The sequence below is a fragment of the Cnuibacter sp. UC19_7 genome, from assembly GCF_042699995.1.
Taxonomy (GTDB): Bacteria; Actinomycetota; Actinomycetes; order Actinomycetales; family Microbacteriaceae; genus Cnuibacter.
In genome coordinates, this window is sequence record NZ_CP170560.1 from 1,786,328 (window position 1) to 1,806,731 (window position 20,404).

The 20,404-nt window shown below is 72.6% G+C and carries 21 protein-coding genes; 8 read left to right on the plus strand and 13 right to left on the minus strand.

Translation table 11 applies throughout. The features are described 5' to 3' along the window. Positions 1-5: 5 nt before the first annotated feature. The 3 genes from ACFJGV_RS08370 to ACFJGV_RS08380 all read right to left on the minus strand — a co-directional run bounded on the left by ACFJGV_RS08370 (position 6) and on the right by ACFJGV_RS08380 (position 3,310). A complete protein-coding gene (locus ACFJGV_RS08370; protein ID WP_378148269.1) occupies positions 6-1,451 on the minus strand; it encodes an amidohydrolase in 1,446 nt (481 codons plus the stop codon). Next, complete coding sequence (locus ACFJGV_RS08375; protein WP_378148271.1) at positions 1,448-2,242, minus strand: glutamine amidotransferase; 795 nt, start codon at positions 2,240-2,242, stop codon at positions 1,448-1,450. Before ACFJGV_RS08375 ends, ACFJGV_RS08370 begins: the two co-directional genes overlap by 4 nt. 63 nt (positions 2,243-2,305) lie before the next feature. Beyond that, on the minus strand, positions 2,306-3,310 hold the full coding sequence (locus tag ACFJGV_RS08380; RefSeq protein WP_378148273.1) for a LacI family DNA-binding transcriptional regulator: 1,005 nt from the start codon (positions 3,308-3,310) through the stop codon (positions 2,306-2,308). Between the two features lie 266 nt (positions 3,311-3,576). Here ACFJGV_RS08380 and ACFJGV_RS08385 point away from each other — a divergent pair, with 266 nt between their 5' ends. The 5 genes from ACFJGV_RS08385 (at position 3,577) to ACFJGV_RS08405 (ending at position 10,071) form a co-directional block, all read left to right on the plus strand. Beyond that, entirely contained in the window at positions 3,577-4,560 is a 984-nt protein-coding gene (locus ACFJGV_RS08385) for a BMP family protein (RefSeq protein ID WP_378148274.1), read from the plus strand. A gap of 50 nt (positions 4,561-4,610) precedes the next feature. Beyond that, complete coding sequence (locus ACFJGV_RS08390) at positions 4,611-6,200, plus strand: ABC transporter ATP-binding protein (protein ID WP_378148276.1); 1,590 nt, start codon at positions 4,611-4,613, stop codon at positions 6,198-6,200. Then, positions 6,197-7,345 (plus strand): ABC transporter permease, encoded by a 1,149-nt coding sequence (locus tag ACFJGV_RS08395; RefSeq protein WP_378148277.1) that lies wholly within the window; start codon positions 6,197-6,199, stop codon positions 7,343-7,345. Before ACFJGV_RS08390 ends, ACFJGV_RS08395 begins: the two co-directional genes overlap by 4 nt. Next, on the plus strand, positions 7,342-8,727 hold the full coding sequence (locus ACFJGV_RS08400; protein WP_378148278.1) for an ABC transporter permease: 1,386 nt from the start codon (positions 7,342-7,344) through the stop codon (positions 8,725-8,727). Before ACFJGV_RS08395 ends, ACFJGV_RS08400 begins: the two co-directional genes overlap by 4 nt. Before the next feature lie 114 nt (positions 8,728-8,841). Next, positions 8,842-10,071 carry an amidohydrolase family protein gene (locus ACFJGV_RS08405; RefSeq protein ID WP_378148280.1) on the plus strand — a complete coding sequence of 410 codons (1,230 nt, stop codon included), beginning with the start codon at positions 8,842-8,844 and terminating at the stop codon, positions 10,069-10,071. A 43-nt stretch (positions 10,072-10,114) separates the two neighbouring features. On the opposite strand, the gene ACFJGV_RS08410 is transcribed toward ACFJGV_RS08405, so the two are convergent. From ACFJGV_RS08410 to ACFJGV_RS08420, 3 genes are read right to left on the minus strand one after another with little or no spacing between them, the layout of a single operon-like run. Then, on the minus strand, positions 10,115-10,348 hold the full coding sequence (locus ACFJGV_RS08410; protein WP_378148281.1) for a hypothetical protein: 234 nt from the start codon (positions 10,346-10,348) through the stop codon (positions 10,115-10,117). Further along, positions 10,345-10,923, minus strand: coding sequence for a hypothetical protein (locus tag ACFJGV_RS08415; RefSeq protein WP_378148283.1), 579 nt, complete (start codon positions 10,921-10,923; stop codon positions 10,345-10,347). Before ACFJGV_RS08415 ends, ACFJGV_RS08410 begins: the two co-directional genes overlap by 4 nt. Positions 10,924-10,966: 43 nt before the next feature. Further along, positions 10,967-11,416, minus strand: coding sequence for a DUF6069 family protein (locus tag ACFJGV_RS08420; protein WP_378148284.1), 450 nt, complete (start codon positions 11,414-11,416; stop codon positions 10,967-10,969). Positions 11,417-11,527: 111 nt separating this feature from the next. Here ACFJGV_RS08420 and ACFJGV_RS08425 point away from each other — a divergent pair, with 111 nt between their 5' ends. After that, complete coding sequence (locus tag ACFJGV_RS08425; RefSeq protein ID WP_378148286.1) at positions 11,528-12,172, plus strand: TetR/AcrR family transcriptional regulator; 645 nt, start codon at positions 11,528-11,530, stop codon at positions 12,170-12,172. Here the strand turns inward: ACFJGV_RS08425 and ACFJGV_RS08430 are convergent. Next, positions 12,153-13,115: a sigma-70 family RNA polymerase sigma factor gene (locus ACFJGV_RS08430; RefSeq protein WP_378148288.1), complete on the minus strand. Its 963-nt coding sequence runs from the start codon at positions 13,113-13,115 to the stop codon at positions 12,153-12,155. The two genes, ACFJGV_RS08425 and ACFJGV_RS08430, sit on opposite strands and share 20 nt — an antisense overlap. A gap of 509 nt (positions 13,116-13,624) precedes the next feature. On the opposite strand from ACFJGV_RS08430, the gene ACFJGV_RS08435 reads away from it, so the two are divergent. Beyond that, on the plus strand, positions 13,625-14,299 hold the full coding sequence (locus tag ACFJGV_RS08435; RefSeq protein WP_378148289.1) for a hypothetical protein: 675 nt from the start codon (positions 13,625-13,627) through the stop codon (positions 14,297-14,299). Positions 14,300-14,427: 128 nt separating this feature from the next. Here ACFJGV_RS08435 and ACFJGV_RS08440 read toward each other — a convergent pair whose 3' ends face one another. From ACFJGV_RS08440 to ACFJGV_RS08455, 4 genes are all read right to left on the minus strand, one after another. After that, complete coding sequence (locus ACFJGV_RS08440; protein WP_378148291.1) at positions 14,428-15,225, minus strand: ABC transporter permease; 798 nt, start codon at positions 15,223-15,225, stop codon at positions 14,428-14,430. Then, the gene (locus tag ACFJGV_RS08445) at positions 15,222-16,124 is read right to left on the minus strand and encodes an ATP-binding cassette domain-containing protein (RefSeq protein WP_378148292.1); all 903 of its coding nucleotides are present in this window, start codon (positions 16,122-16,124) and stop codon (positions 15,222-15,224) included. Before ACFJGV_RS08445 ends, ACFJGV_RS08440 begins: the two co-directional genes overlap by 4 nt. 120 nt (positions 16,125-16,244) lie before the next feature. Continuing rightward, positions 16,245-17,207: an alpha/beta fold hydrolase gene (locus tag ACFJGV_RS08450; RefSeq protein WP_378148294.1), complete on the minus strand. Its 963-nt coding sequence runs from the start codon at positions 17,205-17,207 to the stop codon at positions 16,245-16,247. A 68-nt stretch (positions 17,208-17,275) separates the two neighbouring features. Continuing rightward, positions 17,276-17,986 (minus strand): hypothetical protein, encoded by a 711-nt coding sequence (locus tag ACFJGV_RS08455; protein WP_378148296.1) that lies wholly within the window; start codon positions 17,984-17,986, stop codon positions 17,276-17,278. 112 nt (positions 17,987-18,098) lie between these two features. Between ACFJGV_RS08455 and ACFJGV_RS08460 the strand changes: the two genes are divergently transcribed. Next, positions 18,099-18,494 (plus strand): PPOX class F420-dependent oxidoreductase, encoded by a 396-nt coding sequence (locus ACFJGV_RS08460; protein ID WP_378148298.1) that lies wholly within the window; start codon positions 18,099-18,101, stop codon positions 18,492-18,494. 43 nt (positions 18,495-18,537) lie between these two features. Here ACFJGV_RS08460 and ACFJGV_RS08465 read toward each other — a convergent pair whose 3' ends face one another. Together ACFJGV_RS08465 and ACFJGV_RS08470 are read right to left on the minus strand one after the other, a co-directional pair. Next, positions 18,538-19,416 carry a PfkB family carbohydrate kinase gene (locus tag ACFJGV_RS08465; RefSeq protein ID WP_378148300.1) on the minus strand — a complete coding sequence of 293 codons (879 nt, stop codon included), beginning with the start codon at positions 19,414-19,416 and terminating at the stop codon, positions 18,538-18,540. Positions 19,417-19,471: 55 nt separating this feature from the next. Next, positions 19,472-20,281: a class I SAM-dependent methyltransferase gene (locus ACFJGV_RS08470; protein WP_378148301.1), complete on the minus strand. Its 810-nt coding sequence runs from the start codon at positions 20,279-20,281 to the stop codon at positions 19,472-19,474. Positions 20,282-20,404: the final 123 nt, after the last annotated feature.

The following is a 20,404-nucleotide window of genomic DNA, read 5'->3' on the forward strand; positions in this document are numbered from 1 at the left end:
AGCGCTCACGGCGCGTAGTCCTGGATGCTGCCGCGCGAGCGGTCGGTCAGCTCCGGGATGCGGGCGTTGAGCTCCGCGATCGCCTCGCTCAGGTCGAGGCGGGTGAGCCGGCCGTCGCGCACGACGACCTCACCGTCGACGAGCACGGTGCGCACGTCGCTCGCCCGCACGCTGAGCACCAGCGCCGACGCGAGGTCGTGCATGGGCTGCATGTGCGGCCCGGACGGGTCGATGAGCACGATGTCGGCGGTGTATCCGGGGAGAAGCGCGCCGAGCGACGACTCCTGTCCGAAGACCGCGGCGCTCTGCCGCGTGGCGATGTCGAGCGCGTGCGGCGAGGTGAGCCAGGTCGCGTCGAGGTGCGCGTCCTTCTGCTTGAGCGACAGGATGCGGAGGCTCTCGAGCACGTCGAGCGTGTTGTTCGACGCGGGCCCGTCGGTGCCGAGGCCGACGGTGACGCCGGCGTCGTGCAGCATCCGCACCGGTGTCGTGGTGTGCGCGTGCTTCATGTACACCTTGCTGCACGACGCCACCCCCACCCGGTCGGCGTAGGGCACGAGCCACTCGAGGTCGCTCTCGACGATGCCGGTGCCGTGCGCGATGATCGCGCCGGCCTCGAGCACGCCCGTGTCGTGCAGCACCTGGATGGGCGTGACCCCGCGCTTGGCGAGGCTCGACTCGGTCTGCTGCATGTTCTCGGCGGCGTGGATGTGCGTGCGGATGCCGAGCCGTCGGGCGTGCGCGGCGGTGAGCTCGAGGTCTCCGTCGTCGACCGTGTACGTGGCGTGCGGTCCCATGGCGGTGCGGATGCGCCCTCCCGCGGCGCCGTTCCAGCGCTCGGCGAAGGCGGCCGACGACTCCACGCCGGCCGGTCCCTGCGACGAGAAGAAGGTGGAGGCGAGCAGCGCCCGTGCCCCGCTCTCGTCCACGGCCCGCGCGATCTGGTCGGTGGCGAAGTAGTGGTCGGCGAACGAGGTGACCCCGCCGAGCAGCATCTCGCCGATGGCGAGCTGCGCCCCGAGGTAGACGTCGCGGTCGGTGAGGTTCACCTCCATCGGCCAGATGTGCTTGTTGAACCACTCGTTCGTCGGCACATCCTCGGCCGAGCCTCGGAACATCGTCATCGGCGAGTGGGTGTGCCCGTTCATGAGCCCGGGGATCGCGACGAGGCCGCGCGCGTCGATGTGAGCGGCGGCGTCGAGCACCGACTGCGGCACGGATGCGGTGGGCACGACCCACACGATGATCCCGTCGCGGATGCCGAGGGCGTGGTCGGCGAGGAAGGTCGCGGTCCCGCGCGCCTCGACGTCGTCGCGCGGCAGCTCGGGGTACCCGGGCTCCGGGCGGACGGTGTGGGTGAGCACCGTGGCGCCGGTGATGACGGTGTCGACCGGCGGGACAGCAGCGTCGGCCGGGGTGACGGCGGTGTCGGTCGGCGTGGAGTCGGTCATGCCCCGACCTCCTCGGTCACGCCTGCCGCGGCGAGCGGCGTGAGCTCCTCGCCGGCGAGCCAGCGCACGGTCCGGTCGAACAGCGGCCCGTACCCCTCCCACGCCAGGAACTCCGGCGGCGCCCAGTGGGGGGCGAGGTCGGACGTGAACGCGCCGGTCCGACCGGCCCCGTAGGTGCCGAACACGAGCAGCGGGTGCCCTCCGCACTCGGCGACGAGGTCGGCGGCGGGCTTCGCGACCACCTCGTTGAGGCCGAGCAGCGCCGGCCAGGTCTCGCCGAGCCCGTCGACGACCGGATGCGCCGCCACCACCGACGGCGCCGATCCGGCCGACATCTCCACGCGGTCGTCGCGGTCCAGCACCTCGACGGGCAGCGCCGCGGCGAGCGGGGTGCGCCCCCAGCGCGCCTTCGCGTCGATCCCCGCGAACGTGAGGTACCCGCCGACCATGAGGAGGCCGCCACCGGTCTCGGCGAAGCGGCGCAGCACCTCCGTGCGGTCGGGCTCGGGCACCGAGCGGGTGAAGGTGGCCGGAGGAACCTGGAACGTGTTGGCGCCCACATCCGACACCACGACGACGTCGGCGATCTCGTGGATGCCCTCGGCGGTCAGCGGCAGCGCGGTCGTGATCTCGTGGGCAGGTATGTGGGTGACCTCGTGGCCGGCGGCGCGCAGCGCGGCGACGAACTCCTGGCCTCCCGCGGTGTACTCCGACGTGTAGAACGCGTCGAAGCCCTTCTGGTGCACGGAGTAGACGAACCAGGATTCGCCGAGGAGGAGGATGCGGGCCACGGGGGCTCCTTTCGAGGGGCCGGCGGATGCGCCGGGATCGGGATGGATGCGCGGAGAGCCGCGTCAGCGCGGCGGGCGGGTGGTGCCGCGGACGACGAGCACCACGGGATGGCGGGGCGGGGAGCCGGGCGACTCGCCCGCGATGGCGGCGAGGAGGGTCTCGACGGAGACCCTGCCGATCTCGCCCACGGGCTGCCGCACGGTGGTGAGCGCCGGCGAGATCCGCCCGCTGAGGGGCACGTCGTCGAAGCCCACCACGGAGAGGTCGTCGGGCACGCCGAGCCCGCGGTCGCGGGCGGCGTCGATCACGCCGAATGCCGACACGTCGTTGGAGGCGAACACGGCCGTGGGCGGCGACACCCCGGCGAGCAGCTTCGCCGTGCGGTGGTAGGCGACCTCCTCGGTGAAGTCGCCGTCGACCACGGCAGCGCCGGGCAGCACCGAGAGGAAGCCCGACACGCGCTCCTCCGCCGACCGCAGGCCGCGCGGACCGGTGAGTACGGCGACGCGCTCGTGGCCCAGCTCGCGGAGGTGCTCGGCGACGAGCCGCCCACCCTGCACATGGTCGGCTGCCACCAGCGGGATCGACTCGAGCGAGGAGACCGACTCGTCGGCCAGCACGATCGGATGCCGGGCGGCGAGGTCGACGAGCCGCTCGTCGACCCGGGCATCGCCGGCGACGTAGATGAGCCCGTCGATCGAGCGCGACCGGAGCAGGTTGAGGTAGCGTCCGTCCCGCTCGGCGCGACCGGTCGAGCTCGACAGCACGACGCCGAAGTCGAGGTCGTCGGCCGAGCGCTCGACGCTCACGGCCAGCTCGCCGAAGAACGGGTTCGAGACGTCGGGCACGACGAGCCCGATCATCATGGCGCGCCCGCTCTGCAGGCTCCGCGCCCCGGAGTGCGGCACGTAGCCGAGGTGCTCGATCGCGGCCCGGATCCGCTCCGCGGTCTCGGGACTGACCGGTCGTTTCGACGAGAGGGCATGCGAGACGGTCGTCATGCTGACCTGGGCCACCCGCGCGACGTCGCGGATCGTGACCGGGCGGCTGGCCCCCGACTCGTCCATGCGACGAATGCTAGCCGACGCGAAACGTTTTGCACGCGGATTCGTAACGATTGGGTGACGACTCGCTCAGGCACGGCCGATACCCCCGCGGATCCGCGCCGATCCGCGGACCGTGTCACGCAGATTAAACATTCTCGTAACAAAGCAAAGCGTTTTGCACGATACCGTCGCACAGATCACAGTCCCCCTCCGAAGGAGTCCCATGCTTCGCACCCGAACCCGCCGCCTCGCGGCCCTGGGGCGGCGCCGTCGTCGCCGCGTCGCTCATGCTCACCGCCTGCTCGGGCAAGACCGCCACCACCCAGCCGAGCGCCGACCCGAACGCCGCCAAGATCGCCATGCTCTACGGCACCACCGGCGACTTCTCCTTCATGGACAGCGCCTACAAGGGCTTCACCGACGCCCAGTCGGAGTACGACTTCACCCCGCTCGACTTCTCGAGCCCCAACACCGACGACTACCAGGACCGTCTCGACCTCGCGATCTCGCAGGGCGCGGGCCTCGCGATCGGCATCGGCTTCCAGTACGCCACCCCCATGGCGCAGACGACCGACCACCCGAACACGCAGTTCGTCGCGGTCGACATCGACAAGGGCACCGAGATCCCCGACGTCACGACCATCTCCTTCGCGGCCGAGCAGTCGTCGTACCTCGTGGGCGTCGCGGCGGCCCTCGCCTCCACGACCGGCCACGTCGGGTTCATCGGCGGCGTCGACCAGCCCAGCATCCAGAACTTCTTCGTCGGCTACGAGGCTGGCGCCAAGAGCGTGAACCCGAACATCGTCGTCGACAAGACGTACCTCGCCCCGCTCGGCGACTTCACCGGCTTCTCCGACCCCACCAAGGGCAAGGAGGCCGCCGCCTCGATGTACGCCGGCGGCGCCGACGTCATCTACGCCGCGGCCGGCGGATCCGGTGTGGGCGTCTACGAGCAGGCTCCGCTCTCGAGCGCGGGCGGCACGAAGTCGTGGGCGATCGGCGTGGACGGCGACGTCTACAACCAGGTCGACGACTCGCTGAAGCCCTACATCCTCACCTCGGCGATCAAGAACGTGAACGTCGCGGTGGAGGACAGCATCAAGTCCTTCCTCGACGGCTCGCTCAAGCCCGGTGAGCAGGACTTCGACCTGTCGAACGACGGTGTCGGCTACTCCACCAGCGGCGGGTTCCTCGACGCCTACTCGAGCCAGCTCGACAAGGCCAAGCAGGACATCATCGACGGCACCGTGAAGGTCCCGACGGCGGTCTGACCCGACTCCGACCCCGAGAAGCTCCACCGAAGCACGCAGGAAGCACCACCATGGCAGAGCAGGACGAGCTGGTCCGGCTGACCGGCATCGTGAAGAGGTTCGGCACGTTCGTCGCGAACGACCGGATCGACCTGACGGTGAGAGCCGGGACCGTCCACGCGATCGTGGGCGAGAACGGCGCCGGCAAGTCGACGCTGATGAAGATCCTCGCCGGCGAGGAGAGCCCCGACGAGGGCTCGATCGCCATCGCGGGTCGCCCGATGGCGTTCCGGTCGCCGCGCGACGCGCAGCGGGCCGGGATCGGCATCGTGCACCAGCACTTCCTGCTCGCCGACGCTCTGCGGGTGTGGGAGAACATCGTCCTCGCCGACGAGCCGGGCTCCCCGTTCCGCCTCGACGGCTCGGCCGCCCGCACCCGGGTGGCCGAGCTGGCCGAGGCGAACGGCTTCCCCGTCGAGGTCGACGCCGTGGTGCGCGACCTCGGGGTGGGGGCGCGGCAGCGGGTCGAGATCCTCAAGGTGCTCTACCGCGACGCCCGGGTCATCATCCTCGACGAACCGACGGCCGTGCTCGTGCCGAGCGAGGCGCAGTCGCTGTTCGCGGCCATGCGGGCGTTCACGGATGCGGGTGCCGCGGTCCTCTTCATCTCCCACAAGCTCGACGAGGTGCTCGACTTCGCCGACGAGATCACGGTCATCCGCGCCGGGCAGGTGGTGGGCCGCACCACCCCGGCCGAGACCACCGCGCGCGAGCTCGCCTCGCTCATGGTGAAGGTCGAGATGCCCACCGTCGAGCCGCGGGCCGTGCCCATCGGCGACGACGTGGTGCTCGCCGGATCGCACCTCACGGTCGCCGTGCCCGGTGAGGTCGCCGCGCTCGACGACGTCTCGTTCGAGGTGCGCAGCGGCGAGATCCTCGGTGTGGCCGGGGTCGAGGGCAACGGGCAGTCCGAGCTGATGCTGTCGCTCCTCGGCCGCGTCGCCTCCGAGGGCACCGTGTCGCTCGGTGGCCAGGACGTCACCGCCCTGTCCACCACCGACCGCCGCGCGGCGGGCATGGCCTACATCCCCGAGGACCGCCACCGCGACGGCGTCGTGCTCGGGATGCCGCTGCGCGAGAACGCCGCTCTCGGCTACCACACCCGTCCGCCGATCAAGCGCGGCCCCTGGTACAGCCGCGCCGCCGCCGCCGACGCGGCCCGCCGCATCATCACCGCCTTCGACGTGCGCGGCGGCGACGCCTCGACTCCCGCGTCGGCGCTGTCGGGCGGCAACCAGCAGAAGTTCATCGTCGGCCGCGAACTCGGCTCCGAGCCCCGGGTGCTCATCGCCGCGCATCCGACCCGCGGCGTCGACATCGGCGCCCAGGCCGCCGTCTGGTCCGAGCTCACCGCCGCCCGCGATCGCGGCCTCGGCACGCTCCTCGTCTCCGCCGACCTCGACGAGCTGCTCGCGCTGAGCGACAGGCTCCTGGTGCTCTACCGGGGCGCGGTGGTCGGCGAGCTCGACCCGCGCGCGGTCGACGCCGAGACGCTCGGCGAGTACATGACGGGTGTCCGCACCGACCGCTCGTCGACCCCGTCGTCGGTCGCGTCCTCGGCGGATCCGTCCGCTCCCGACCTGGCAGGAGGTGCGGCATGACCCGCAGGATCGTCACCGCGTTCGCCGGGCCCGTCGTCTCGGTCGTGCTCGCGCTGCTCGTCACCACGATCTTCCTCGAGCTGAGCGGCTACTCCTCCGCATCCGCGTACGAGGTGATGTGGAATTACGGTGTCGAGCCGGCGTCGCTCGTGTCGGCGGTGAACAACGCCATCCCGCTCTACATCGCGGGTGTCGCCGCGGCCTTCGCGCTGCGGATGGGGCTGTTCAACATCGGCGTCGACGGGCAGTACCGGGTCGCCGCCCTCATCGGCGCGGTGGTCGCGGCGCAGCTGCCGCTGCCGCTCTACCTGAGGCTGCCGATCACCCTGCTGGTGTGCTGCGTGGTGGGAGCGCTCTGGGCGCTCGTGCCCGCGCTGCTCAAGGTGTACCGCGGCGTCAGCGAGGTGATCACGTCCATCCTCATGAACGCGATCGCCACCACCGTCGTCGCGATGCTGCTCGCCAACGTGTTCCGCTCCGGCGGCGGGCAGAACACCGGCACCGCGATCATCGACGACCAGGGCGCCATGCCCGTGCTCGTCGACCTCGGCATCGGCAACCGCACCTCGATCTCCGGGTTCATCGTGGTCGCCGTCATCGTCGGCATCATCTTCTACCTGCTGCAGTACCGCACCGTCTTCGGGTTCACGCTGCAGGTGGCGGCACAGTCGCCCGAGGCGGCGGAGTCCGCCGGCATCCGGGTCAACCGCCGCATCATCTACGCGATGCTCGGATCAGGCGCCATCGCCGGCCTCATCGGCATGTACCACGTGCTCGGCGTCGCCTACCGCTACGACGGCACGATGCCCACCGACCTCATGTTCACCGGCCTCGCGGCCGCGCTGCTCGGCCGATCGCATCCGATCGGGATGGCGGTGGGCGCGTTCATCCTCGCCTTCGTGGAGCGCAGCTCGCAGGTGCTCGGGCTCGTGCAGCTGCCGACCGAGGTGGGCACGCTGTTCATGGCGGTGGTCCTGCTCTCGTCGGCGGTGGGCTACTGGCTCACCGAGCGGGCCGACCAGCGCATCGCGCTGTGGAACGCCCTTCGCTCGCGCCGCCGCGGCGGCTCCTCGGGCCCGGCCGACGGCGACTCGTCCGACGCCCCCACCCCCGCACCCGCCGATGGACTGGAGGCCGCCCGATGAGCACGGTCATCGACCCCGCCGCGCCCGCGGCCGCCGCAGCCACGCCGGCGAAGCTCCGCCCCTCGCGGTCGTCGTTGCGCTCCGCCGTGCGCTGGGGCCTCCTCGGCCTCGCGCTCGTCATCATCGCCCAGTACGTCGCCGACGCCCCCGGCATCGCCGCCTCCTCGACGTGGGGCTCCGCGCTGCGACTCACCGTGCCCATCGCCGTGGTGGCGATCGGCGGCCTCTACTCGGAGCGCGCCGGCGTCATCAACGTCGGCCTCGAGGGCATGATGATCGGCGGCACCTGGGCGGCCGGACTGTTCGGCTGGTTCTGGGGGCCGTGGGCCGCGCTCGGCGGCGGCATCGTCGGCGGGCTCGTGTTCGGGCTGCTGATGGCACTGCTCTGCATCGAGATGGGCATCAATCAGCTCGTCGTCGGTGTGGCGATCAACGTGATCGCGGCCGCGCTCGCCCGGTTCCTCGCCGACATCGTGTTCAACGGCGTCGACGGCGGCACCATCGCCCGGTCCCCCCGCATCGACGGCTCGCTGCCCTCGATCAGCATCCCGTTCCTCTCGGGCGGTCTCGGCACACCCGATTGGATGGCGGGTCTCGAAGGGTCCGGGATCCCGGTGCTGTCGCAGATCGGCGGCATCGTCGGCGGACTCACCCGCGACGTCTCGCTCGCCGCGATCATCGGGCTGCTGCTCATCCCGCTCACCGCGTACATCCTGTGGCGCACGCCGTTCGGGCTGCGCTGGCGCGCAGCGGGCGAGCAGCCCGCCGCCCTGCAGGCGCTCGGCGGACGGGTGCACCGCACCCGGTGGATCGCCGTCCTCACGGGCAGCGCGATGGCCGGCTTCGCGGGCGGGTACCTCGCGCTCATCTCGTCGGGGTACGTCGAGAACCAGACCGCAGGGCGAGGGTTCATCGGACTCGCGACCCTCATCTTCGGCAACTGGATGCCGTCGGGCGTCTTCCTCGGATCGGCCCTGTTCGGCTTCTCCGACGCGGTCGGCCTCGGCCGGCCGGAGACGTTCCGGGCGCTGGTGTTCATCCTCGCGATCGTGTTCGTCGTCATCGGCCTGGTGCGGATGTGGCGCGGACGGCAGCTGTCGCGCACGGGGCTCGCCTCGGGCGTCGAGGACGGGCTCCCGTCGAGCGACGTGGGCGTGGTCGCGGGGGCGGCACTCGCCGCGCGGAAGGCGTTCCGCTCCGGCGTCGCGCCCCTCGCGCTCGGGGTGGCGCTGGTGCTCGTGTTCCTGTTCGTGCCGCTGCCCGCCGAGCTGCCGACCGCGGCGCCATACCTGGTGACGCTCGCGGTGCTCGTGGTCGCCGGCACCACGATGCGCCCGCCCGCCGCCCTCGGCGCACTCTTCCCCCGCAAGAACAAGCGCTGACCTGAGCCCCCTCCTCCGTTTCGCCACACTCCTGGCGTTTCGCCATGCGCATGAGCGTGGCGAAAGGCCAGGAGTGTGGCGGAACGTGAGAGATGAGCACGAGAGGATGACACCGTGAGGATCGAGAACGTCGAGGTGTGGGACGGGGAGCGGGCGCTCGGCGCCGGCTCCGTCGAGTGGAGCGTCGCCGATGGCGACGGGACCATCACGAGTGTGAGCACGGGCGACACGAAGGACGCGAGCGCCTCCGGCGCCGCGGGCGCGGGCGCAGGGCTCTCCGTGATCCCGGGCCTCATCGACACGCATGTGCACCTGATCGGATACGCGGGGCGGGGTCACGCCGACTTCCTGAGCTGGCCGCTCACCACCCGGCCCGAGGAGCAGGTGCTGCACGGCCTCGCGCACGCGCAGGCGGCGCTGCGGGGCGGGGTCACGACCCTCCGCGACCTGTCGGCCGACGAGATCCAGTTCTCCCTCGCCCGCGGGGTGAACTCAGGGCTGGTCGACGGCCCGCGGCTCCTCGCGCACGGCATGGTGAGCATGACCGCCGGGCACGGCGACCTGTTCACGCCAGCCGCGTTCCCGATCCGCAAGCCGACCGCCGACGGGCCCGACGAGTGCCGCAAGCTGGTGCGCCACTGGGCGCGCGCCGGGGCCGACGGCATCAAGATCGCGACCAGCGGGGGCGTGCTCTCGGTGGGCGACAAGGCGTCGTGGCGCAATCACACGCGGGCCGAGATCGAGGCGATCGTCGACGAGGCGCACGCCCTCTCGATGCCCGTCGCCGCCCACGCGCACACCGCCGAGGGCATCGACATCGCGCTGGATGCGGGCGTCGACTCCATCGAGCACGGCACCCTGATCGGTGACGAGCAGGCGGCGCGGATCGCCGCATCCGGGATCACCGTCGCGCCGACCCTGCTCATCAACGACCGGATCGCCTCGGGCGAGCGGGCGGTGTCGCCGGAGCAGTCGGAGAAGGCGGCCGAGCTCGTCTCGCGTCGCGACGGGCTGATGCGGGCGGCCGCCGAGGCGGGCGTCGACTTCGTGCTGGGCACGGATGCGAACGGGCACCACGTCGACTTCGGCGACCAGATGGCGGAGGTGCGGGCGATGGCGCGCGTCTTCGGCTGGACCGCCGAGCGCGCGCTGCAGTCTGCGACCTCGCGCGCCGCCGCCGCGCTGGGTCGCGGCTCGTCGCTGGGGCGCCTCGCCCCGGGCCACGCCGCGGACCTGGTGGTGCTCCGCGGTCGCCCGTGGGACGACATCGGAGCGCTCGACGTGTCGCGCATCGTCGCGGTCGTCTCCCGCGGGCGCGTGGTGGCGGGCGCCCTCCCCGAGTAGCTCACGTGTCGCCACGCCCACGTGGCGGAACGCGCGGCGCGGGTCAGCGGTGGCGCAGGACGTCGAGCACGGCGGCGACGAAGAGGACCGGCCACGCGCCCATGAACATGTAGATCGCGGTCACCGCGAGTGCGTCGGCGCCGAGGAAGTACGACACGAACACCAGCACGAAGGCGGCCAGGAAGTCGGCCGCGCCGATCGTGTAGAACACGGTGGCGGAGCGCCACAGCGCGGTGCCGCGGCGGTCGACGGGGGCGGATGCGGAGGCGTGCGTCATTCGAGCAGCGTCGCCTTCAGCGCCACGGCGAGGAAGCCGGCCGCGCCCGCCGCGAGCCCGCCTGCGAGGCTGAGCGGCCACGACACCCGCCGTTCCCGGCACGACAGGACGCCGAGCGCCACCAGCACGGTGACCCCCGAGCCGATCGCGAGCCAGTAGGCGAGCTCGTCGTCGAGGAGGTCGAACGCCCCGAGTGCGAGGAAGAGGAGCGGGATGGCCGGGCCGATGAGCACACCCGTCGAGTGGTGCGGCCCCTCCGTGACGGCGGCGCGCACGCCGGTCTCGCGGCCGTCGCGCGATCCGTGCCTGGCCACCGTCATCGCCACCACGTGCGCGAACCAGAGCACGAGGCTGGCGAGGAGGCCGTTGATCATCATCTGAAAGTCGTCGACCTCGTCTTCCGCAGCGGCGAGCACAGCGCAGAACAGGATCGTGCCGTAGATCGCCTCGGGGGTGACGAACTGATGGTGAAGTCTCGCCCGCTGGGCGGCCACCGGGGCGGAGGCCGGGGCGGGCGCGGGAGGCGCACTCGAGGGATCGGCGACGGCAGCCCCCTCGTTCACCCCATCACTCACCACACCATTCTGCCCGCAGCGTGCTCATCCGCGTGCCCGACCGTCACGCGCGGCGCGAGGCCAGCACGTAGGCGGGCACGGCGACGGCGACGACGACGAGGTGCATCACCATGAGCGCGATCGCCGCGGCGGGAGTCGTGCCCGGGATGAAGCCGAGCACGAGCAGCAGCACGTCGGGCACGAGCGAGACGACCGTGACGACCGGCACGAGCACCGCCAGCACGCGGCCGGCGTCGCGGGCCCGATGGCGCACGATCACCCAGCCCGCCCATCCGGCCGCGATGCCGAGCACGGTGAAGAGGGCGTAGGCGGGCAGCGTCAGCGGGCCGTAGCCCGCCGGGGCGCCGAGCGCGTTCGCGACAGCGGCGACGACGGCGTTCAGCCCGACGGCGACCACGGCCGCAACGGCCAGGATGCCGAGGGTGCGAAGGCGCGACCGGGAGCGGGAGCGGGACTGCGACGGTGCGCGGGAGGCGGCGACGGATGCGGTCATGACGTTCTCCTTCGGATGCGGACCGGATGGAGGCCATCCGGACACTTACGGTTCCGATTGGTACCGTTACTGGATACGGTACCGCTCGGAACCGGAATGTACAATGCTGTCGTGAGCATCGACGAGCCCCCGGCTGCCTCGGGGCGTCCGCGCGACCCGGAGGTGGAGCGGAGCATCCTCACCGCCGCGCAGGACCTGCTCATCGAGTCCGGCTATCCCGGCACCACCATCGCGGCGGTGGCCGCCCGCGCCCACTGCGGCAAGTCGGCGATCTACCGGCGATGGAGCACGAAGGCGGAGCTCGTCGTGGCCGCCGTCAGCGACCTCCAGGTCCCGGTCGAGGTACCCGACACGGGAGATCTCCGCGACGACCTCCTCGGCGCGGCCCTGCACTTCGCCTCGACCGACGAGCGCTCGGGCCCGGTGCTGGCGAGCCTCCTCGGCGAGATCGGCCGCGACCGGGAGCTCTACGAGGTGGCGTACCGGCTCGTCGGCGGCCCGCCCGTGGCGGCGATCGAGACCGTGATCCGGCGCGCGATCGAGCGTGGGGGACATCTCCGCCGACGCGCCCGTGGAGCTCGTCGCCGGCATCGTGCCCACGGCGGCCTTCGGGAGCATCTCGCTGCGGAAGCGCTCGCTCGATCGCGAGACCGTGGTCGACCTCGTCGACCGGGTCATGCTGCCGGCACTCCGGGCGGCATGACCCGAGCGGCGCGATCCGCTACGGCATGCCCCGCTACGGCCTCCACTGTGTGAGCTTCGCCGGGTTGAGCATCAGCCGCACCTGGGTGATGAGGCCTCCCGCCGTCTCGAAGGTCGCGATGCTCGACAGCGCGTCGCCGGCGAGGATCCGGAACCCGAGGCCATCCCCGGTCTGCACCTCCTCGTAGCGCAGTCCGGGCTGCTTCGAGGCGATGCCGAGCAGGAAGCGGGCCACGTTGTCGGTGCCCACGACCACGTTGCGTGCGGCGCTGACGACACCGCCGCCGTCGGAGCGCAGCTCCACCCCGGGCGCGAGCACGCGCATCAGCGTGAGCACGTCTCCGCTCCGGCTCGCCTCGAGGAAGGCGCGCACCGTCTCGTCATGCTCCTCCTTCGGCACCACGCTGGTGCGCCCCTCGCGCACGTGCCTGCGAGCGGATGCGGCGAGCTGCCTCGTCGCGGCCGACGACCGCCCGACGATGGTGGCGATGTCGTCGAACGGCACGTCGAACACGTCGTGCAGCACGAACGCCACCCGCTCCGCCGGGGTCATCGACTCGAGCACCACGAGCAGGGCGGTGCGGATGGAGTCGTCGAGCGTCACCCGGTCCAGCGGGTCGTCGGCGGCCGGAGCCGCAGTGACGGAGTGCGTCGCCGCGCCGCCCCCGGCCAGGGCCCCGGTCCAGGCTCCAGCTCCAGCTCCGGCTCGGGCTCCGGCTCCGGCGAACAGGTCGGCCGGGACGGGCTCGGGCAGCCACTGCCCGACGTACCGCTCGCGCCGCATCCGCGCCGACCCGAGGTGGTCGAGCGCCACCCGGCCCGCCACCCGGGTGAGCCAGGCCGCGGGGTTCTCGATGGCCCCGCGCTCCTCGTCGGGGAGGCGGTACCAGCGCAGATACGTCTCCTGCACGATGTCCTCGGCGTCGGCGATCGTGCCCGTCATCCGATACGCCACCGCCAGCAGCCGCCGCCGCTCCCCCTCGAGCTCTTCGATCATCGCGCCTCGTCCCTCGTCCCTCGTCGTCCTCGCTCCGCGCGGGCCCGGCGGCCCACCCTCTCAGCCTCGCGCATCCGCATCCCCTCCCCGCGCACCCGCGGGTCCTGGGGCGGCGCGGATGCGGGTCGAGGGAGTGCAGATCTGACGGTCGTGGTGGGCTCCACGGCCGAGAGGCCACCACGAGTGTCACATCCGCGCCCATCGGCCGAATCCTCGCCGGGGGCCATCCCGGCTTCTCTCGCTCCCGCGCGCCGCAGGCCTGCTGGATCTGACACTCGTAGTGGGCTCCGGGGGCGGGAGGTCGCCACGAGTGCCACATCCACGCCCGGTCCACCGGCTCGCCCCGGCCCACGGCCCGGACCACGGGCCGCGGGCCGGCCGGATATGACACTCGTGGTGGGCTTCGCGGGCGGGAGGTCACCACGAGTGTCAGATCCGCGGCCAACGGCGGGCGGATGGGGACTTCTCCCCATCGCGGGCGGGCGGGCGGGTCCGTACCGTCGAGAGGGATGGACGACACGGACGAGGTCAGCGGCAGCGGTGCCGCACCCGGGGAGGTGCCGTGGGAGTACGACTTCACGCTGGCGCGCGTCCGTCGTCCGCGCCTGCTGCGGCCGCCCCTCGTGGGCCACGCGACCCGCGGCGCCGGTGATCGGGGGGATGTGAGCACCGGCGCCGTGGCGCAGGCGTCACCCTCCCGCGACGGCGCTGACGCGGCACTTCCGCCCATCCCCGCGCTGCCGCCGAACCTCGCCTCGGTCGAGGACACGGTCCGGCTCTCGGAGGGCGTCCCCGCCGCGCTCACCCGCTCCGCCGCTCAACGGGCAGACGCTCCCGCCAACCCACCCGCACCGGCTCCCGCTCCCGCCAACCCACCCGCACCGGCTCCCGCTCCCGCCAACCCACCCGCTCCGGCTCCGGCTCCGGCCAACGCTCCGGCTCCGGCTCACGTCCCGGCACCCGCCCCAGCGCATCCGCACACCGACGTGCACCGGTCCCCCGTCATGGCACCCGCTCCAGCGCATCCGCAGACCGGCACGCACTCCCCACCTCAGGGCAGCTCCCGGACCACGCGGCGACGCCGCTGGTCGGCCGCGCGTACCGAGCTCGTCGTGAAGGTGACGTGCGGGATCGCACTCGTCGGAGGCACCGCCGCCCTCGTGGTGCTCGCCTTCAACGTGTGAGCGTCACAGCGCACGCCCTGCCCGCATACCCGAGCGGGCGCACCACCCGGGCCCGGCTGAGCCCGCACGCCTCCCGCGCACGCCGCGCCTCCCGCACGCCGCCCCCGGCCGCACACGCCGCGGAGGGCTCAGTTCACGTCGCGGCGCCAGCTCGTGAAGTAGCCCGCGGCGGTGGTGATCGCGGCGATCGCGAGCAGCACCAGCGCCCCGCCCCACCACGGCAGCTGCTCTCCGCCGCCCGGCTGGGTGATGGAGAAGAAGCTCGTGCCGACCAGCGCATCCGACGCCGCACCCGGGAGGAAGCGGCCGACCGCGGAGGCCCAGTCGGCCAGCGACGTGGCTGCGCGCAGGATGGGCTCGACGAACTGCGTGAACGCCAGCACGATGACGATCGCCGCCACCTGGCTGGGCACGAGCACGCCGAGGCCGGCGCCGATCGCCGCCCACAGCGCCATCGCGAGCAGGATGCGGGCGAACATCAGCCACGTCTCGGGCTGGTCGAGCCCGGTGCCGGTGTCGCCGAACGAGAGCGCCAGCGCTCCGGGGCCGACCGCGGCGATCAGCGAGAGCACGCCGAAGACCGCGCCCATCACGAACAACACGGTGAGCTTGGCCCACAGCACGGTCGCGCGGCGGGGCGTGACGAGGAACGCCGGGGTGAGCGTCTTGTGCCGGAACTCGGCCGTCACCGCGAGCGCCCCGAAGAGCACGGGGAACACGTATCCGATCGACGAGGAGAAGCTGTAGACCAGGCGCGGGACGGAGACGTCGCCGAGCGGCGTCTCGCGTGCGACCGCGTTGATGAGGAAGCCGCCGCCCGCCGCGACCAGGGCGATGTAGGCGATCATGATGATGGCGAGGATCCACCAGATGCGGGTCGAGGTGATCTTCGTGACCTCGGCACGGACGGCGTGGACGTAGTTCACAGCGAGCCCTCCTCTCCGACGAGGGCCAGGAAGCTCTCCTCGAGCCCCACCCGCTTCTGCGTGAGGTTGGTGAGCGGGATGCCGGCGTCGAACGCGATCCGGCCGATGGTGGCGGCGTCGGCGCTGTCGACCACGAGGCCCGCCCGCATCTCGGAGAACGTGTAGCCCGCCGCCGCGACCGCCGCCGCAAGCGCCTGCCGGTCCGCCGCGTTGACCTGCACCGACATCGTGTCGGACGCGTCGAGGCTGGCGAGATCGCCGGTGTGCACGAGCTTGCCGTGCGCGATGATGACCACCTCGTCGACGGTCTGCTGCACCTCGCTCAGCAGGTGCGACGAGATGAGGATCGTGCGGCCCTCGGAGGCCATGGCGCGCAGCAGCTGGCGGATCCACTTGATGCCCTCGGGATCGAGCCCGTTGATCGGCTCGTCGAGCACGAGCACACCCGGATCGCCGAGCAGCGCGAATGCGAGGCCGAGGCGCTGGCGCATGCCGAGCGAGTATCCGCCGACCCGTCGCCGTCCGTAGTCCTGGAGGCCGACGCGGGCGAGGGCCTGGTCGGCGGATGTCGCGGGCAGGCCCGCGGCCTGCGCGGCGATGAGCAGGTGGTTGCGCGCGGTGCGGCCCGGGTGAAAGCTCGTCGCCTCGAGCGACGCGCCCACCGTCGTGATGGGCGACGCGAGGTCGTGGTACGGCGTGCCGCCGATGGTGGCGACGCCGCTGGTGGGGCGCACGAGCCCGAGGAGCATGCGGAGCGTCGTCGTCTTACCCGCGCCGTTCGGGCCGAGGAAGCCCGTCACGCGGCCGGGCTCGATCGTCACGGAGAGGTCGTCGACGGCACGGACGGCGCCGAACGCCTTCGTCACGTGCTCGAAGTGGATGGGGAGGCCCGTGGGCATCGAGGATCCTCTCGGTGTCGGGGGTCCCGTCCACCCTATCGACGACACCCGTTGAGAATCGACCCCTGTGGAGGGATCCGCGGGCAACCCCTCCCAGGGGATCTGCGAGGCGCGCGCTCCTCAGCGCTCGGAGCGCGCCTCCGCCATCGACTCCGCGTGCTCGGTCTTGCCCATGGCGATGAGGCGGTCGTCGTCGCGGACGACGCCCAGCAGCTCCAGCACGCGTCCGCGCACCCCCTTCAGCGCGGTGCGGAGGGTCATCCGGGTGGGCTCGGGCGCGGCGGCAGCCGTGTCCGACATCCGGTGCAGGAACCCGTCGGTGTCGCGCGGGCTGCGCGCCCACTCGACACAGAGCCGCGCCACACCCTCGGCGTGCCCGTGCATCACCGAGTGCCCGGCGCCGCCGATCTCCCAGGTCGTCGCGAACGGGATCGTGCGCGCGATCCATCGCACCCACACCCGCGGCACCACGGCGTCGTGCTCGCCGCGGATCACGAGCGTGTGGGCGCGGATGTGCACGAACCGCTCCTCGATCGGGAACCGCATCATCTCGGGGAGGATCCGGAAGAACCAGCGGAACCCGCACGTCAGGTACGACCCGATCGCCAGCACCTTGACCTTGAACGGCTCGTGCCACGACGCGCGGAGGAACCGGCCCGCGAGCGGCACGAGGCGGCGGATGCCGGGGAACACCACAGGGCCGATGAGCACGACGGTGGAGAGGTCCGGACGCCGGGCGGCGACCTCCGCGACCATCTGCGTGCCCATCGAGTGGCCGACGAGGATGGGGTCGACGAGCTCGAGGTCGTCGATCACGGCCTCGACGAGGTCGGCGTACTGCTCGATCGTCATGGCGCTCGGCGGATGCGGGACCCCGCCGAATCCGGGCAGGTCGAGCGCGTGCACGGGGCCGAACTCGTTCAGGTTCGGGGCGAGCCGCTCGAAGTAGGTCGCCGCCACGCCGATGCCCGCGACGAGGACGAAGGCCCGCTCCCGCCCGTGGCCGATGGTCGAGACGCGGGCGTAGACGTCGCCGCGCTCGACGCGCGTCACCTCGACGGTGGTGTCGTCGTGCTCGGTCATGCACCCATTCTCCCGGAGACGCCTCGAAGGCGCTGAGAGCGCGGGCGGTCGCTCTCCGGGCGGTCGCTCTACGGGCGGTCGCTCTCCGGGCGGTCGTCGGGGCGCATGAACGGCGTGAGGTCGTCGCCGCGGCGCCAGGGGCGCGTGGGCGGGGGCTGCGGCGCGAGGAGCTCGGCGAGCGGGTCGGCGTCCTCCGTCTGTCGGCCCGCGTGCGCCTCGGCCTCGGCCTCCTCCGCGTCTGCACGCAGCACCCGGGCGCGCAGCAGTGTCGCGACGAGCGCCATCCCCACCAGGACGAGCCCGGCGAAGATCAGGAACGGCATCACCGAGTAGGCGGCCTGGATGAGCAGCTGCGACGCCCGATCCGACGAGACCGAGTACCCCACCACCCCGGGACTGCTCGACCAGACGACGAGCGCGACCGATCCGACGATCGACACGACGCCGATCACCCACAGCGCGATGATGGCGCGCACGTCCGACCTCCTCTGTCCGTTCCCCCGCACGACCGCCGCCGCCATCACGAGCGCGGCGCCGACGGCGAGCACGCCCGCGCCCACCACCGGTCCGGCGAGGCGGATCGACGTGGTGACGAGCGTGTAGAGCACCGGGTCGCCGGCGACGCATCCGTCGTTGTCGCAGACCAGTCCGGAGGACTCCTCGACCGTCATCGTCCAGAACACCAGTGCCACGACCCCGACGCCGAGCAGCACACCTCCCAGCACCGCCGCCGCGCGCGTGGCGCTGCGGATCGCCCGCTCGCTCGACCGCCCCCTCATGATCCTGCGAGGGTATCCCGGATGCGATGGGACTCCCACTCCCGGGTAGCGTCGAGAGCTCCCGGGTAGCGTCGAGAGGGTCCCCACCCGCATCCGCCTGGAAAGGCCCCCGATGACTGCTCTGCCCACCGACCTCGTCTCGCTCCTGCAGCGTCGAGCGCTCTGCAACATCGCCACCGTCATGCCGTCGGGCTCGCCGCAGGTGACGCTCACCTGGGTCGACACCGACGGCGAGAACGTCCTCGTCAACAGCGTGATGACACACCAGAAGGTGCGCAACATCCAGCGCGATCCGCGGGTGGCGGTCACGATCTCCGACCCGGAGGATCCGTGGTTCTACTACCAGGTGCGCGGCACGGTCCGCGAGCTCGTCACCGACGGCGCCGCCGACCACATCGAGCAGCTGTCGCAGAAGTACACCGGCGGCCCGTACCCCTGGTACGGCGGACGCGATCAGCAGCGCGTCATCCTCGTCATCGAGCCGGAGCGGGTCAGCTCGCCCCGCTGAACGGGATGCGCCCGGGCTCAGCGGGCGGCCTCAGAGCGTGGGCTCAGCGCGCGGCGAGGCGCTCGGCCGTGGCCCGGTTGGCCGCGTCGACGGCGTCGACGAGGGTGTCGGCGTCCAGAGTCCGTCCGCGGGGCGCGCCGAGCAGTGACACCACGAGCGCCGCACTGAACAGGTCGCCGGCGCCGACCAGGTTCGCGGCGCTGAGCACGCCGACGGGATGGGCGGGGACGTCGCGCCGCTCCCCTCGGAGGTACGCGCTGGCGCCCGCCTCGCCGCGTGTGACCACGATGGCGGTCGACGGATGCGCGGCGGACCACATCCCGGCCGCGTGGTGCGCCGCGGCCGGATCGCCGAGGTCCTCCTCGCTCAGCACGGCGACGTCCATGAGGGGCAGCACGGCGTCCGCCTCGGTGAACTCGCGCGGTTCGACGGGCTGCGCCCCGTCGACGGCCGTCCCGAGCCGGCGGAGGTAGCCCTGCACCAGGGCGACCCGAAGCGCGCCAGCGGGTAGCAGTGAGACGAGCTCGGCGACGAGCTCATCGCGCAGGGGCAGCAGCGGCGTGAGCACGAGCGCGGCGGCCCCTGCGAGCGCCGCGCGGGTGGCGGGCGAGGGGGCGGCGGTGTCACGGGCGAGGACGTCGGCGTGCCCCACGCTCTGCCGCCGCCGCTCGGTGCGGACGTCGTTCACGTAGAGCAGCGTCTGCGCCCCGGCGGGCGGCTCGAGGAACCGGAGCCCCGTGCCGAGCGCGTCGAAGTCGGCGCCGTGCGGAGCGGAGATCAACGGCTCGATCCCCGCCTCGACGAGCACGGGCGCCATGAACACCGCGGGCGACCCCGCCGCGCGCGTCACCCCCGCGGAAGCGACGATCTCGTCGAGGCACACGTGCCCCACCACCACCACCCGCCGCCCCGCCTCGCTCATCCGAAGAAGCGTAGCCCCGCCCGCCCGCCCGCGCCGGGCGCCGACGGGCGCCCCCTCAGCGCGGGATGCGGCCCACCACCACGTAGAAGGCGTTGCGCAGCTCGTAGCCGCCGTCGGGCGCGGCGAAGGGACGCGCGGCCGCCACCACGACGGGCGCGCGGGCGGCGATGGTGTCGTCGTCCTCGCCGAGGAGCACGCCGCGGGCGAGGTCATCGTCGGTCGCGGCGCGCCACGGCACGTCCACGGTCGACGACCACTCCACCGGGATGCCCACCTCGGCGAAGAGCGCGTCGAGTCCGCCGGGGAGGCGGTAGCCGAGGTCGACGAGGTCGTCCGGATCGTCGCCGTCATCGATCGCGACAGCCGTCTCGAGGGTGTCGAGGTCGTTGCGCGCCCGCTCGGCCCAGTTCGCCACGACGACCGCGCCGCCCGGTGCCGTGACGCGGGCGAGCTCGGCGAGCGCGGCCGCCATGTCATCGGCGAACTGCAGGGCGTTCACGGCGACGACCACGTCGAAGACGCCGTCGCCGAACGGCAGCCGGTCGATCGGCGCGAGGCGCACCTCCGCCGCGGGAGCGGCCCATCGAGCGAGCGCGACCATCCCCGGCGCGGCATCGACCGCGGCCACCACTGCTCCCGCCGCGACGAGCTGCGCGGCGAACTCACCGGATCCGCATCCCACGTCGAGCACCCGCGATCCCGGGCCGATGCCCGCCCGCCGCACGATCTCGTCGCGCGCCGGGTCGGCCACACGGCCCCACCGTGCTGCCCACTCCTCCGCGATCGGCGACCACGCCTCCCCCGAGGCGGCGGCCGCGGCGTCATCGCCTGAGGCGGCGGAGGCGGAGCCGGCGGCCTCGGACATGCCGATCAGCCTAATCGCGCCCGATCGCCGACGCTCGTCACGGAATACGCGCAAGCCACGCGCTATTCCGGGGGCTTGAGCGTATTCCGTGACGAACGACGCCGTTCTCTCGGCGAGAGGACG